The sequence below is a fragment of the Mesorhizobium ciceri biovar biserrulae WSM1271 genome, from assembly GCF_000185905.1.
Classification (GTDB): Bacteria; Pseudomonadota; Alphaproteobacteria; order Rhizobiales; family Rhizobiaceae; genus Mesorhizobium; species Mesorhizobium ciceri.
The window spans coordinates 2,137,051-2,151,534 of sequence record NC_014923.1; the positions used below are offsets into that span (position 1 = coordinate 2,137,051).

Below are 14,484 nucleotides of genomic sequence, written 5' to 3' on the forward strand. Positions count from 1 at the left end.
GGCGGCGTACGGCTATTTTTCCCGCATGGCCCGGCGGAAGTTCTGCGTGATCGGCTCGGCGAGATAAGAGAGAACGGTGCGAGCCCCCGTCCGGATCATCGTCTCGCTCGACATGCCGGGCAGCAGCTTGCGGCCCTCCAGCTTGCCGAGTTCGCTTTTGTCGATCACAACCGTCGCGGCGAAATACGGTGCGCCGCTGCGCTCCTCAACCATGCGGTCAGCCGACACGATCTCCACGACACCCTCGAGCGGCGGCAGGTTGTAGCGGGCGAAGGCCGGGAAGCTGACACGCGCGGGCTGTCCGGGTGCGATCGTCTCGACATCCTCCGGTTTGACCATGGCTTCGACCACGAGTTGTTGTCCGAGCGGTACGATCGTCATCAATGTATCGCCGGGTTTCACGACACCGCCCGCGGTGTGGACCTTCAGATCCATGACGATGCCGTCAACCGGTGCGACGACATCGGTACGGGTAAGCACGTCCCTGGCGGCACGCTCCTCCTGTCTCAGGTCGAACAGTTCCGCCTCGACCTTGCTCAACTCATCGACGGACTCGTTGAGCCGCACCGTATCGAGGTTCAGGATCTGCATGTCGATCTCGGCCATGGCGCTTCTGGCGCGGGCGATTGCGGCGATATTGGTGGCGCGCTCGCCCTCGATCTCCTGCTGCTGTCGTCTGAGCAACAGGTTCCGCTCGCGGGTGGTCAGCCCCTTCTTGAGCAGACTCTCGAGGTCTTTGGTTTCACCCTCGATCGCCTCGATCTGTTTGTCCTTGGTGACGATAAGCTCTTCCAGTCCCTTTATCTCCTCCTCGGTCTGGTGGCGGCGCTGGCTGAGGATTTCCTGCTCGTCCGCCAGATTGTGGTGTTTCGCCGCGAACACGTCGCGCTGTGCGGACACCGCGTCCTTTGCGGCGGTGGCGGGGTTGGCGAGCAACGCCGGATCGAACTCGATCTCGGCCCTGCCGTCACGCTCGGCCCTGAGACGCGCGGCCAGCGCCTCACGCGTTGCTATCCGGTTCTGGATCAGGTCGAGCTGCGCCTTTGCCTGCGTATCGTCGAGCCGGACGAGGATCTTGCCGGCCTTGACGACATCACCGTTGGCTGCGTTCAACTCCGCGATGATGCCGCCCTCGAGGTGCTGGATCAGCTTGCGGTCGCCGGCGACCTTGATAACGCCCGGCGCCACAGCGGCGCTGTCCAACGGTGCCAGGGCCGCCCAACCTCCCGCGACGCCGAAGAACAGGAACATGATCGCGAACCCGGTGCAGGTCACGCCTGTGAGACGCAGCGGCATCGGTTGCAGCAGGGAGGGCGGCGGAAGGGGCAGCGGCACGACGTTCAATTCCGGGGGGCGGCTCATGCTTCCTTGACCTCTTTGGTTTCCTTGACCACTTCGAGGGCAGGCAACTGGGCAGCCTTGGGCAGATGGGCCACCTTGCTGACGCGGCTGGCGAGTTCGTTGAAGACATGGTCGCGCGGCCCGAAGAGATCTTGCTGACCCCTGTTGAGGACCAGTATCTTGTCTACCTTCTCCAAGATGTTGGCGCGGTGCGCGATCAGGATAACGGTTGTGTTCGTCGCCTTGGCCACGCCGAGAGCGGCAATCAATGCCTCCTCGCCCTCCCTGTCGAGGTTGGAATTGGGTTCGTCGAGGATAAGCAGCGTGGGGTCGCCGTAGAGTGCCCGCGCCAGCCCGATGCGTTGGCGCTGCCCGCCCGACAGTATCGCACCCGCCTCGCCGATCTCGGTGCCGTAGGCCTTCGGCAGCCCCTTGATGAGTTCGTGGACGCCGGCCAACTGCGCTGCCTTGATCACGTGCTGGAAGACCGCCGGATTGACCGTCGCAAAGCGGGCGATGTTGTCGGATACGGTGCCGGCGAAGAGTTCGATGTCCTGCGGCAAATAGCCGACATAACGGCCACGGTCTTCCGCCGCCCATTGGGCAACATCCGTTCCGTCCAGCAAGGCACGCCCCCCCGACGGGCGCCAGGCACCGGCAAGTATGCGCGCCAGGCTCGTCTTGCCGGCCCCGCTCGGACCGATCAGGGCCATCGCTTCACCCGGCTCGAGACGGAAGCTGATGCCTTTCAGGATGTGCTCGCCACCCTGTCGGGCAAGCACAAGGTTGTCGGCCTCAAACCTGCCTTTCGGACGGGGCAGTGGCAGGACCGGTGTGGCTTCCCGGTGCTGTCCGGCGACCGCGGTGAGGCGTTTGTAAGCGGCACGCGCTCCCACCGTCGCCTTCCATGTGCCGATCGCTTGCTCGACCGGTGACAAGGCGCGACCCATCAGGATCGAGGCGGAGATCATGATGCCGGGTGAAGCCTCGTTGCGAAGAACCAGATAGGCGCCGAGGCCGAGTATGGCCATTTGCAGGGCCAGCCGGTGACAACGCGCGATAGCCGCGATGACGCCGCCACGGTTGGCGGCAAGAACCTGTCCCTTGTTGGCCTCGTCCTGTTGGGCCTTCCAGCCTTCCAGCAATGGCTTCAACATGCCCATCGCCTGGACGACCTCGGCGTTGCGGATCGCCGCCTCGGCTTGCACATAGGCCCGCGACTGTGCGCTTGCGGCCTCGGTCAACGGCTTGCGTGTGAGGTATTCGTTGAGCAGCGCCAAAGCAAACAGCACGATCCCGCCGCCCAGCGCTAGCCAACCCAGCCAAGGGTGCATGACGAATATGGCGGCGAAAAACAGCGGCGCCCAAGGCGCGTCGAGGATCGGGAAGATGCTCGGACTGGTACAGAAATTCCGCACCTGGTCCAGATCGCGCAGCGGACGGGCGTTGGCCTGGCCAGGCGCCGAGGCGGCGTATTCCACCGATGCGGTCAGCAGAACCGGTCCCAGGCGCGCGTTCATCCACGATCCGACCTTGGCCAGGAGACGCCCGCGCACCACCTCCAGCCCAGCCATCGTCGCGAGTGCGGCAGCCGCCATCAGCGACAGCATCACCAGCGTCTCCAGGCTGTGGCTGGACAGTACGCGGTGATAGACCTGGAGCATGTATAACGCCCCGGTCAGCATCAGCACGTTGATGCCGCCGCTGAACCAGATCAGCGGGCGGATAGCGCGCCTGACCTCTTTCATCACCACCTGCAGGGCAGGGGGCTGTTGCCTGGTTTTCATCGTTATTTCTCTGGTGTGCGGGATGACATCTCGTGCGAGAAGTGGGGGCAGCCGTGGCTGCCCCCGCTGGTCAAGTGTCAGACGACGTCGACAAGTATGTGCTGGGGGACGGTCACATCCCCATCAGCGTCCGCCACCTGGAAGGCGAAGTCGAGATGTGCATCCGGCGTCGTGGTCTGGGTCGAGGTGAAGCCGATGTCCGTGATCTTCAGCACGTCATTGTCGGTCACGTCGAAGGCGTGGGTTCCCGTGCTGGCACCAGTCGTACCAGTACCGGTTGCTTTGTTCAGGTCGATTGCAGTACCGGTGAGCCCGTTGCCGGACTGCATGATCTGGGCGCCTTGGAGCACCCAGTTCTCACCGGTTGCGTTGTAGTCGTTCTTCTCGATGATGACGAGACCGTCGTTGTTATCGAGCGGGAAGTCCGCCGCGTATGCGGTGGGGACCTGCCCCGCCTTGAAGATGTTCGTGTTCGACACGTACATCGCCTTCGTGGTGAACGTGTCGGCGGCGGTGCCGCTGCCGCCGGCAATCCCGTCGGAACCGTAGTTGACGAGATTGAGGATCAGCATAAGATCTTCGCTGTTCCCGATACCGTCGAACTTGATGGCCATGTCGGTGGCAGACTGGTTCGGGACGTTGTTGACTCCGTCGTCGGTGACGATGCCGGGGCTGTGGTCGAAGAACCGCAGTGTAAGCAACTCACCCTTCTGGATCGTGTCACCGGCAACTCCGTTCGTGGCTTGGGTTGCAGAAATCCAATCCTCGAAGTTGCTACTGATCTGCTGGCCAGCGTCGAAAGCCGTGTCAAGATTGTTAGGCAATCCAGCCGGCGCGCCATCGCCTGTCGCATTGAAACCTAACGGGCTACCGTTGGGGTTCGAGTTGCCGGTGAACTGCACGAAGAAGTCCCGGTCGGTCGTTTCGGGTGTGCTGTCCGCCTCGAAGAGCTTCTCCACCACGATGTTCGGGTGACCGGTGTTGCTCAAGGGCTCCTTGAATAGAAGCTCACTGGTGTGCAGAATGTCCTTGGTGAAGCCCTCCACCGTGTCGCTCAAGGTGATGGTATAAGTGCCGGCATCCTTGTGGAAGACGAGAGTACCACCCACCGAGCCCGGCTGAATGCCAGCCGTGTTCGGGTCGCTGTCGTAGCTAGCGGTCCAGTTGAACGTCGCCGAGGTAGCGCTTTCCGACTGCAGCGTCGCGACCGAGCTAAGGAACGGGGTCGTGCCGGGTGCCGGCACAAGGCCGGTGAGATTGCCGTCAAGGGTGATCTGGATGCCGGCAAGGGCACCGTTGACATCGACGAAATCGCTAGCACCCGCCAAATATTCTGCGGCCGTATGCTTGTCCACCATGTCGTACCCGAAGGCTCCGATAGCCGACGCGTTGAGCGTGTTGGCCAGAGTCTCGTGGGTCCCGGTACCGTTGCCGGCGTTCTGGTCACCGTCGAACGGCACCGTGATCGTCGGATCGGTGTCGTCGAAGGTCAGAGACAACGGCCCCGAGCTGGAGCTTTGCTGCGATACGACGTCGTTGTCGCCGTCCGTCGCCGTCACCGTTGCCACCACGTTGATCAGACCGTTGAGGTCGAGCGTGTTGTCCTCGCCGACGCCTTGCGTGTTCGAGTGCTCAAGGGCAACCAACGACGTCAGCGTCACCGTCGTGCCAGACAGTGTCACCGTGAACGCCGTCGCGTCGAGCACGCTGTCGCCGTCGCTGTCGTACTGGCCCGAGACCTGGGTGGCCGAGTCGACCACCAGCGTGATCGCATGGTTGCCCTCCGTCGTCAGCAGCCCGGTCGCCGCCCCGCCGGCCAGGGCAAGTGCGTAGGTCACATTCGTGGTGACGCCGTCCACCGCGCTCGCGGTGAAGGCCGGCGGCGTGATCGTCGCCTGCCCGCCAACCCCGCTCGCCTCGATCACCCCGGCTGCGCCAACCACCGTCGCGGCCGTGATCGAAAGTGTCGGATCGGTGTCGTCGAAGGTCAGCGACAGCCCCGAACTGGTGCTTTGCTGCGACACGACGTCGTTGTCGCCGTCCGTCGCCGTCACCGTTGCCACCACGTTGATCAGACCGTTGAGGTCGAGGGTGTTGTCCTCGCCGACGCCTTGCGGCGCGTTCGAGTGCTCAAGGGCAACCAACGACGTCAGCGTCACCGTCGTGCCAGACAGTGTCACCGTGAACGCCGTCGCGTCGAGCACGCTGTCGCCGTCGCTGTCGTACTGGCCCGAGATCTGGTTTGCCGAGTCGGCCACCAGCGTGATCGCATGGTTGCCCTCCGTCGTCAGCAGCCCGGTCGCCGCCCCGCCGGCCAGGGCAAGTGCGTAGGTCACATTCGTGGTGACGCCGTCGACCGCGCTCGCGGTGAAGGTCGGTGGCGTGATCGTCGCCTGGCTGTGCCCGCCAGCCCCGCTCGCCTCGACCACTTCGGCGGCACCAACCACCGTCGCGGCCGTGATCGAAAGTGTCGGATCGGTGTCGTCGAAGGTCAGCGACAGCCCCGAGCTGGAGCTTTGCTGCGATACGACGTCGTTGTCGCCGTCCGTCGCCGTCACCGTTGCCACCACGTTGATCAGACCGTTGAGGTCGAGCGTGTTGTCCTCGCCGACGCCTTGCGTGTTCGAGTGCTCAAGGGCAACCAACGACGTCAGCGTCACCGTCGTGCCAGACAGTGTCACCGTGAACGCCGTCGCGTCGAGCACGCTGTCGCCGTCGCTGTCGTACTGGCCCGAGATCTGGTTTGCCGAGTCGACCACCAGCGTGATCGCATGGTTGCCCTCCGTCGTCAGCAGCCCGGTCGCCGCCCCGCCGGCCAGGGCAAGTGCGTAGGTCACATTCGTGGTGACGCCGTCCACCGCGCTCGCGGTGAAGGTCGGTGGCGTGATCGTCGCCTGGCTGTGCCCGCCAGCCCCGCTCGCCTCGATCACCTCGGCTGCGCCAACCACCGGCGCGGCCGTGATCGAAAGCGTCGGCCCGTCGTCGTCGAAGTTGATGAACGAGCCGACCTGTTCGGTGTAGGCGTTGGTGGTCGTTGTCGAGAAATGGAACTCGGTGATGTCGCACCCTTCGTTTGAATCGACACCCGTAACCAGCAACCGATCCATTTGGCTGCTAGTGGTGACGTTGACAGTGGTGATGTTATCGAGTCCGGTGATTGTGACGATGTTGGTCCCGAGCCCACTGATGGTGACATCAACGTTCCCCGCGACGTCATAGGTACCATTGGCGGTGATGGGGGATGCAACCCCCGACTGGCCGATCAGCGTGAGGCTGGTGATGGGCGCGGCGGTGGTCGGGCTGCCGTCATAGAAGTTCAAGCCTTGCTCGTTGCCCTGAACGTCGAGGGCGGTGATCTTGATGTCCACCCGCAAATTCGGATTGGAAGGCGTGATCTGGTTGATCGTGAACCCGGCATGCGTGATATTATCGATATGGCTGCCGTACTGGATTTGCGAGGCAGAACCTGCGGGCAGGTTGGCACCGGAGACGAAATCGACCTGCAGCGTTTCGGTCGGATTGATGCTCTGGTTGTTGACGCCGAAGCCTTGGGTACTCACGTTGGCGGTGGCATTGTTCGCCCCCAGGAACCCTGTCACCAGAAGCTGACTGGCGGCGCCGCCGGACGAATTGATCGCGTAGAAGTCATGATTGCCGGGTGCGGCGTTCTGGCCAGAGAAATTGGCCACGGTGGTCCCCGAGACCGAGGCGAACACATGATCTGTCAGATCGATGCGGTCGTCCGGGTCGGTCGCGACCGGATGAAGCAACGGCACATACTGGACCGTGTACAAGTCCGCATGGGTGGCGTCGGTGGTTATCAGCGCAAACGAGTAGGCGAGCGGCCCGGTCGCAGCGGGTGCGACGAGCGGGTTAGAGGTACCAATGACGCCGATCACGACGTTTGCATGAGTTGCGTCTTTGAACAGCCAGACATAATTGCCATCGACCGTCCGGATGCCGCTGTTCACGCCGACGGTGGTGGAAAACGGGGTTCCGGAGGCGTTCTGCGTGAGAACGACCGAGGTGATGGTTTCCCCTGCGCTCGCCGAGGCCACCACGAAGTTGGACTTGAAGGCGACCTCCGGCGAGGTCAGCCCGCCCGGGCCGTCGAGGCCAAGGAGATAACTCACGGTGGCGTTGTTGTGCGGCGGAACGGTCGGGTTAACATCGCTGTCCTGAAGGCCAGTGGTCTCGTCGATGATGATGTCTTGGGCTGTGATGTCGAGCATGGAGGTTCTCCCCTGTTTAAACGCATCAAGAAAAGGGGATTCACCCCCCCAGGTGCCGGATGCCCCTACCCAAGTGCATCCGCTGGCGCACAGAATTGCGGCCTTTGATCCTGCAATGTGCCGCCGGCGCAGAGGGCGCGTCCATTCCCGCTTCGATAGTATTGCGGTCAATGTCCGCACCTGATCGAAGGATATATATCCTTCGATCAGGTTGACCGGCGCTGCGGGAGGTCGCGCAGGCACGCGCCAGATGCCGTCAGACGGCTCTGCGGCCGTTGCCGTGCGTACAATGTCGGTGCGAGTGGAGAGTGTTCAGAGCAGGCCGGTTCGGCCCATTCCCGGACGCTCGGCGGCTTTGCCGTGCGTCATCCAGGCCAGTTCCGCCCGGCCGCCTAGGTGCAACTTCTCGTAGACGTGATGCAGGTGCATCTTCACCGTGCCTTCGGATAAATGCAGCCGCTGCGCGATGGTCTTGTTGCGCAGCCCGCGCGAGACGAGATCGGCGATTTCGGTCTCCCGCCCGGTCAGCCGGGACATTGGCTGCGGCTGCGAACCGGGCATCAGCAGCTGCTGGACGATCTTGTTGTCGATCCACTTCTTGCCCGCCGCCACCGCATTCACGCATTCGATGAGAAAGCGGTGGCTGATGCCGTCCAGAAACAGGCCATCGACGTCGAGCGTCTGTATTTCCCTGACATCGAGCCTGCCGGTTGGCTGCACGATGAAGATGATGCCGAGAGCGCTGTTGCCGGCCTTCAGCCGTGAGGAAAGACCTGATGTCTGCTGATCCGCGAGATCCACGCCTACGATGACCATATCAGGCTGATGGCGCTCCACATGAGCGAGAACGTCCACAGGGCGGCGACACTGGGCGACAACATCGTGTCCAGCCTTCTGCAACACCCATTCCAGACCGGCGAGATATACCCCCCGCGGGTCCGCGACAACCACTGTTGACATGCGAACACCGTCCGTAAAAAACGCAACGAACTTGGTTAAATACCCGTAAAATCAGGAAACCAGAGCCCACATCGATTGTCAAGGAATAGCTAATATACATATTGCTATAATCTACGACGGACCGGCGGGCGCCCTCGCAGCGTAGCAGGCCGGCTGACGATTCTGCGGAGGCGATGCTGGACTTGGTTGAAATGCCAGCATTCGATCGCACGATGATCCGCGGAATCGAAGTCGAAATCGCCGGACGTCTCACCGCACTCCTGGGTGAGAAATTTGGTAGCGCCAGCGCGCTACCGCCTTTCCCCCACGCGTCGAGCTGCCAATTCAGGCTTCGATGCTACGGCTGAACGGGCCGAGCTTGTGCGGTGCGACGGCGTTACCTGATCGACCGCAAGCGAGCATTTGCCGGTGAAGGCTGACAGCGAAAGCAATCCGACGGCGGCTTCAAATATTCAGGTTGAACTGCGGGTATGCCGTCGGCAACCGGGGGCATTCCGAAAAACGCTGCGAAGTGAAAGTCTCACCCAAGATACGGATGAGGCAAGAGACATCTGACTGAGCGGGTTGCTGCTCGCAGGAAGCCGTCCCTGCAGTCTGCGCTTGGATGGTTTCGTTTCCATGGCGCGAGGTGCGCTGTTCCCCACCCGTTGTCGTCGAATGTCGCAGCAAAGTGCCTTGCGACTGGGAGGAGACCTGGAATGAACGACATCAAATTCACGTCCGGCCTGAGCGTGGTGGCAGATGCCCATGTCGCCTTTCGCGGCACGCCCTTCGTCGAACGGACGGCGCCACTGAACCAGAACGCACTCTGGATGCGCTGGGACAGGAACATGGTCGTCGATTGCTACTCCGATATGGTCGAGGAACTGGCGGCTATCCGCAACAGGGTGGCCATGGGCGACATGTCACCACTGTCGAAATATGTCATTGCCGGTCCGGATGCCGAGAGGATGATGGATGCGCTCATCCCGCGCGACATCAAGAAGCTGCAGGTCGGCCAGATCTACTATGCACCGTGGTGCGACGAGAACGGCCATGTCGTCGGCGACGGTCTGGTTTTCCGCATGGATGAAACCACCTTCCGCGTTTCCGCCGATCCCGGCCTTTCCTGGTGGAAGCAGCATGCCGAAGGCCTCGACGTCCGTGTCACCGACATATCCGATAGCTACGGCATCCTCACCTTGCAGGGACCGCGTTCCCGCGAAGTGCTGGAGGCTGTCACCCAGTCCGTGCAGGAATTGCCGTTCTCTCGCTTGGCCATCGTCACAATTGCCGGCAGACGGGTCGAGATCCTGCGCCAGGGTTTTACCGGCGAGCATGGCTATGAATTGTGGGTCAAGGCGGATGACGGCGCCGCCGTGTGGGACGCGGTCGAGGCGGCAGGCAAGCCTTTTGGCATCCTTCCTGCCGGCGCCTGGGCGCTCGACATAGCACGTCTCGAAGCCGGGCTGCTGATCGTTGGCTACGACTATACAAGTGCCGGCCCAGACCATGGCGGCGCCAGCATTCAGGCAGCTGGAAAGTATCGTGCGTCGCCCTTCGACCTCGGCCTGGGCCGGCTGGTCGACTTTCGCAAGGCCGATTTCATCGGCAAGGCGGCGCTGCAGCGCATGTCGAACACGGGTGACCATCGCCAGCTCGTCGGGCTCGACATCGACTGGTCGCAAGCCCTCGACGGCAAGGGGCTTGAGAGCAATGCGCCCGGAAATCTGCGGCGCGTGCAGTGGTATCCGCTGAAAGCCTTTCGCGGCGGCAAGGAAGTTGGGCACGCCAGCAGCGTCGCCTGGTCACCTTCGACCGGCAGGATGATCGGCTTCGGCCATCTGCGGCGTGAGGCCGCCGAGACCGGCACCGAGCTCACGCTGAAGTGGAACAAGGATGGCGTGGCGGCCGATGTCAGGGCGCGTGTCGTGGGGCTGCCGTTCCTGTCGCTCAAACGCGCCGCCAACGGGTAGCGAAACGCTGTTTCAGAACTGAGAGTCCTGTCGTTGCATCCTCCCGTGACGACAAGCCGGGCAGCTGGTCTGCCCGGCTCCCATTGCCGCGGCCTACGGTGCCGCGAAATCGTGAAGCTGGTCGGGAGAGACCTGGAAAGATCATGAACGACATGCGCCAAGAGCTTATCCAGACGCGAGGTTCGGCTACATTTGTGTTCGACGCGGAGGTGTCGATCGAACTGGCACCGGCGCAGGCACGCACCTTTGCGCCACCAGCCGACTGCTTCCCGCTTGGCTCGCGCGTCTTTCTTACTCACCTTCCCGGCAAGCCCGAGGCTTTGCAAATCGAAGCAGCGCGCCGGATCAAGGAGTTGGGCTTTGTGCCGGTGCCACATCTGGGCGCGCGGAACTTCAATTCGGAGCAGGACTATGTCGATCTTGTCACCGCCCACAGTCGAAACGGGATAAGCGAAGCGCTCTTTCTTGGCGGCAATCCGGCTCTCTTTCCGGGGCCGTTGGGAGAGGCAACCCAGTTGCTCGCCCATCCCGTGGTCAAAGACAGTGCGATACGAACCGCCTTCGTTGCCGGCTATCCGGAAGGGCATCCAAGCATCGTCGAAGCCGTGCTGACGGACGCATTGCGGCGCAAGCTCGACATCTGTGCCGAGCGGTCGCTGGAAGCCAGGGTCGTATCGCAATTCGCCTTCGATGGCGACATGATCGCCGCCTGGGCGAGCAGTCTGCATACGGCGCATCCCGGGCTGCCGGTTCATGTTGGTCTGGCCGGTGTGACCAGCCTTACCAAACTCATCCGGTTCGCCATGATGTGCGGTGTCGGCCCTTCGATCGCGGCGCTGCGGCGTTCCGCCAGCGGCCTCTTCAACATCGTGGCCGACCGGAACCCAGCCGAGATCTTACAAACCATGGCGGCAAGCTACCCGGCGCCGACCGCGCCACTACACCTCCATTTCTTCCCATTCGGCGGATGGGAAAAGACGCTTGCCTGGTTCGCCGATTATCGCGAGGCGTGCTGGCCGCGGGTCAACGAACGATGAATTGTGCAGCGCTTCGACTGTCGTTCATTCTGACGCTGTCCTGCGAAGACCAGGCCGGGATCGTAGCGGCAGTGACGACCGAACTCGCCAACCTTGGCACGAACATTGCTGAAAGCAGCCAGCATTGGGACAGGGCCTCGAACCGTTTCTTCATGCGCATTGCCTTTTCGGCGCCCGCCTGGGTGTCTGCCGATGCCATCACCAAGGGACTTGCGCCTGTGGTGGATCGCTTCGGCCTGAGCAGCCGCCTGCTTGAGCGGAGCCGTCGGCCGAAAATCGTCATCATGGTCTCGAAGTTTGACCATGCATTGCTTCACCTCATCTACCAGATCCGTGTTGGCTGGCTCGAAGCCGAGGTCGCAGCGATCATCTCCAACCACGAAGACAGCCGCGAAACTGCGGCATGGGCTGGCATTCCCTACCACGTCTTGCCCATCTCGAAGGAGAACAAGCAGGAACAGGAAGGCCGGATACTGGCGGTGATCGAGGACGTCGGCGCCGACCTCGTCGTCCTGGCTCGCTACATGCAAGTGTATTCCGACGACCTCGCGGGGCGCCTGTTCGGCAAGGTCATCAACATCCACCATTCGTTCCTGCCAAGCTTCAAGGGCGCGCGGCCGTATCACCAGGCTTTCGAGCACGGAGTGAAGCTGATCGGCGCCACGGCTCACTATGTGACCGCTCAACTCGACGAGGGGCCGATCATCGAGCAGGAAACCGAGCGGGTAACGCATTCCATGAGCGTCGAGGATTTTATCGCGGCCGGCCGTGACATCGAAAGCCGCGTTCTGGCGCGTGCCATCAAACGGCACCTCGAAGCCCGCGTGATGATCAACGGACGAAAAACGGTTGTGTTCGCGTAAGGCGGCAACACCGACCCGTGTGTGGCGATGCTCATATCAACAGGAGAACCAGATCATGAAAAATGGAACGGCGCATCTCTTTATCCCTGGTCCGACCAACATTCCCGACGCTGTGCGGCGGGCCATGAACGTGCCGATGCAGGATATGCGCGCACCGGATTTTCCGGAACTGGTGCTGCCCTTGTTTCGCGACCTGAAGCAGATCTTCAAGACCGAAACCGGCAGCGTCTTCATCTTTCCGGGCTCAGGCACCGGCGCCTGGGAAGCGGCAATCTCCAACACGCTCAACCGCGGCGACCGGGTGCTGATGTCGCGCTTCGGCCAGTTCTCGCATCTTTGGGTCGACATGGCCGAGCGGCTTGGGTTGAAGGTCGACTGTGTCGACGTCGAATGGGGCGAGGGTGTTCCGCTCGACGCCTATCGGCAACGGCTAGGCGACGACAAGGGTCACGAGATCAAGGCGGTGTTCGCCACCCATAACGAGACCGCGACCGGCGTCACGTCCGACATTGCCGGCGTGCGTGCCGCACTCGACGAAACGGCTCACGACGCGCTGCTGTTCGTCGACGGCGTAAGCTCGATCGGCTCAATCGATTTCCGGATGGACGAATGGGGCGTCGACCTCGCCATCACCGGTTCGCAGAAAGGGCTGATGCTGCCTGCCGGTCTCGGCATCCTGGCGGTGAGCGCCAAGGGTCTGGAAGCGCACAAGCAGTCGCACATGGAACGTTGCTATTTCAGCTTCGAGGATATGCAGGCTTCGTCCAAGACCGGCTTCTTCCCCTATACGCCGCCAACGCAGTTGCTGCTTGGCCTGAGAGCCAGCCTCGACCTTATCTTTGCCGAGGGACTGGAGCAGATTTTTGCCCGGCACCACCGGCTCGCCGAAGGTGTGCGCCGCGGCGTGCATGCGTGGGGACTAAAGCTCTGCGCCAACGAGGAAAAATGGTGGTCGGATACGGTTTCGGCGATCGTCGTCTCCGAGGACGTCGATGCCAGACAGGTCATCGCCAACGGATATTCCAGATATCGCACATCCTTCGGCGCGGGCCTCAGCAAGGTGGCTGGCCGCGTGTTCCGCATCGGCCATCTCGGCGACCTCAACGAGGTCATGTGCCTCGCCGCCCTGGCCTCGGCGGAAATGTCGTTACGCGACGCCGGAGCCCGAATCGAGGCCGGCTCCGGTGTTGCCGCTGCGCAGGAATGGTACCGCGCCGAGATTGGCCGGACCCTGCAGCCGCGGCACGAACGCGCGGCTTGAGAGGATCGTAGCCATGAGCAAACCGAAGGTAATCGTTACCCGGCGCTGGCCGCATGAGGTCGAACAGCGCCTTGGCGACCATTTCGATGTCACGCTGAATGAAGCCGATCGGCCCTATGAGCAACAAGAGCTTCGCCAGGCCCTGCTGCTTGCCGATGCCGTGCTGCCGACCGTAACCGACCGGCTTGGCGCGGATCTCTTTGCAGGCGGGGTCAGGGCAAGAATACTTGGCAATTTCGGTGTCGGCTTCAACCACATCGACATTGCCGCTGCCAGCGCAGCAGGGCTGATCGTCACCAACACGCCCGCCGTGTTGACCGATGCCACCGCCGATCTCGCCATGACGCTGCTTTTGATGTGCGCGCGCCGTGCCGGAGAGGGCGAGCGCGAGCTGCGCTCCGGCAAATGGACCGGCTGGCGGCCGACGCATCTCTGCGGCACCCAGGTCAGCGGCAAGACCGTCGGCATCATCGGCATGGGAAGGATCGGCCAGGCCATGGCCAGGCGCTGTCACTTCGGCTTCGGCATGGAGGTCGTCTTCTTCGACAGCCAGCCGGTTCCCCATCCCGGCATGCCGGCGCGGCAGCTGGCGACTGTGGACGAGGTGCTGGCGGCCTCGGATTTCGTGTCGCTGCATTGTCCGGGCGGTGGCGAAAACACCTGCCTCATCAACGAACGCCGTCTTGCCCGCATGAAGAAATCAGCCTTCCTGATCAACACCGCGCGTGGCGATGTGGTGGATGAGGACGCACTGGTCCAGGCGCTGCGTGAGCGTCGGATTACTGGTGCCGGGCTCGACGTGTTCGAGACGGAGCCGTCTGTGCCGCGCGCCTTGACGGAGCGTGAAGATGTCGTGCTGCTGCCCCATCTGGGTAGCGCCACCAGCGAAACGCGCATCGCAATGGGCATGCGGGTGATCGACAATCTGTCGGCCTTCTTCGAAGGCCGCACCCCGCCTGACGCAGTGAACTAGCTCCCCGTTTCAGTTCCAACACCAGGCATGGCGACGCCGAAAACCGTGTCCGCCTTTTGCCGCCAGGAGACGAGC

At 62.6% G+C, this 14,484-nt stretch carries 9 protein-coding genes; 5 read left to right on the forward strand and 4 right to left on the reverse strand.

The annotated features are described in order from the left end of the window. Nucleotides 1-12: 12 nt before the first annotated feature. From MESCI_RS10225 to MESCI_RS10240, 4 genes are all read right to left on the reverse strand, one after another. A complete protein-coding gene (locus MESCI_RS10225; protein WP_013529875.1) occupies nt 13-1,362 on the reverse strand; it encodes an HlyD family type I secretion periplasmic adaptor subunit in 1,350 nt (449 codons plus the stop codon). Beyond that, the gene (locus MESCI_RS10230) at nt 1,359-3,128 is read right to left on the reverse strand and encodes a type I secretion system permease/ATPase (RefSeq protein WP_013529876.1); all 1,770 of its coding nucleotides are present in this window, start codon (nt 3,126-3,128) and stop codon (nt 1,359-1,361) included. Before MESCI_RS10230 ends, MESCI_RS10225 begins: the two co-directional genes overlap by 4 nt. A gap of 77 nt (nt 3,129-3,205) precedes the next feature. After that, complete coding sequence (locus MESCI_RS10235) at nt 3,206-7,360, reverse strand: beta strand repeat-containing protein (RefSeq protein ID WP_013529877.1); 4,155 nt, start codon at nt 7,358-7,360, stop codon at nt 3,206-3,208. A gap of 312 nt (nt 7,361-7,672) precedes the next feature. Then, nucleotides 7,673-8,320: a response regulator transcription factor gene (locus MESCI_RS10240; RefSeq protein WP_013529878.1), complete on the reverse strand. Its 648-nt coding sequence runs from the start codon at nt 8,318-8,320 to the stop codon at nt 7,673-7,675. 698 nt (nt 8,321-9,018) lie between these two features. On the opposite strand from MESCI_RS10240, the gene MESCI_RS10245 reads away from it, so the two are divergent. The 5 genes from MESCI_RS10245 (at nt 9,019) to MESCI_RS10265 (ending at nt 14,409) form a co-directional block, all read left to right on the forward strand. Continuing rightward, nucleotides 9,019-10,275: an aminomethyl transferase family protein gene (locus MESCI_RS10245; RefSeq protein WP_013529879.1), complete on the forward strand. Its 1,257-nt coding sequence runs from the start codon at nt 9,019-9,021 to the stop codon at nt 10,273-10,275. A gap of 143 nt (nt 10,276-10,418) precedes the next feature. Further along, complete coding sequence (locus tag MESCI_RS10250) at nt 10,419-11,312, forward strand: methylenetetrahydrofolate reductase (RefSeq protein ID WP_013529880.1); 894 nt, start codon at nt 10,419-10,421, stop codon at nt 11,310-11,312. Beyond that, nucleotides 11,309-12,175 (forward strand): formyltetrahydrofolate deformylase, encoded by an 867-nt coding sequence (gene purU / locus MESCI_RS10255; protein ID WP_013529881.1) that lies wholly within the window; start codon nt 11,309-11,311, stop codon nt 12,173-12,175. Before MESCI_RS10250 ends, purU begins: the two co-directional genes overlap by 4 nt. A 55-nt stretch (nt 12,176-12,230) precedes the next feature. Continuing rightward, entirely contained in the window at nt 12,231-13,436 is a 1,206-nt protein-coding gene (locus MESCI_RS10260) for an aminotransferase class V-fold PLP-dependent enzyme (protein ID WP_013529882.1), read from the forward strand. Between the two features lie 13 nt (nt 13,437-13,449). Further along, nucleotides 13,450-14,409: a 2-hydroxyacid dehydrogenase gene (locus MESCI_RS10265; protein WP_013529883.1), complete on the forward strand. Its 960-nt coding sequence runs from the start codon at nt 13,450-13,452 to the stop codon at nt 14,407-14,409. Nucleotides 14,410-14,484: the final 75 nt, after the last annotated feature.

Excerpts from the sequence above, each read along its gene's own strand:
- MESCI_RS10225 (WP_013529875.1), bottom strand. The coding sequence starts at position 1,362 with ATGAGCCGCCCCCCGGAATTGAACGTCGTGCCGCTGCCCCTTCCGCCG.
- MESCI_RS10230 (WP_013529876.1), bottom strand. The coding sequence starts at position 3,128 with ATGAAAACCAGGCAACAGCCCCCTGCCCTGCAGGTGGTGATGAAAGAG.
- MESCI_RS10235 (WP_013529877.1), bottom strand. The coding sequence starts at position 7,360 with ATGCTCGACATCACAGCCCAAGACATCATCATCGACGAGACCACTGGC.
- MESCI_RS10240 (WP_013529878.1), bottom strand. The coding sequence starts at position 8,320 with ATGTCAACAGTGGTTGTCGCGGACCCGCGGGGGGTATATCTCGCCGGT.
- MESCI_RS10245 (WP_013529879.1), top strand. The coding sequence starts at position 9,019 with ATGAACGACATCAAATTCACGTCCGGCCTGAGCGTGGTGGCAGATGCC.
- MESCI_RS10250 (WP_013529880.1), top strand. The coding sequence starts at position 10,419 with ATGAACGACATGCGCCAAGAGCTTATCCAGACGCGAGGTTCGGCTACA.
- purU (WP_013529881.1), top strand. The coding sequence starts at position 11,309 with ATGAATTGTGCAGCGCTTCGACTGTCGTTCATTCTGACGCTGTCCTGC.
- MESCI_RS10260 (WP_013529882.1), top strand. The coding sequence starts at position 12,231 with ATGAAAAATGGAACGGCGCATCTCTTTATCCCTGGTCCGACCAACATT.
- MESCI_RS10265 (WP_013529883.1), top strand. The coding sequence starts at position 13,450 with ATGAGCAAACCGAAGGTAATCGTTACCCGGCGCTGGCCGCATGAGGTC.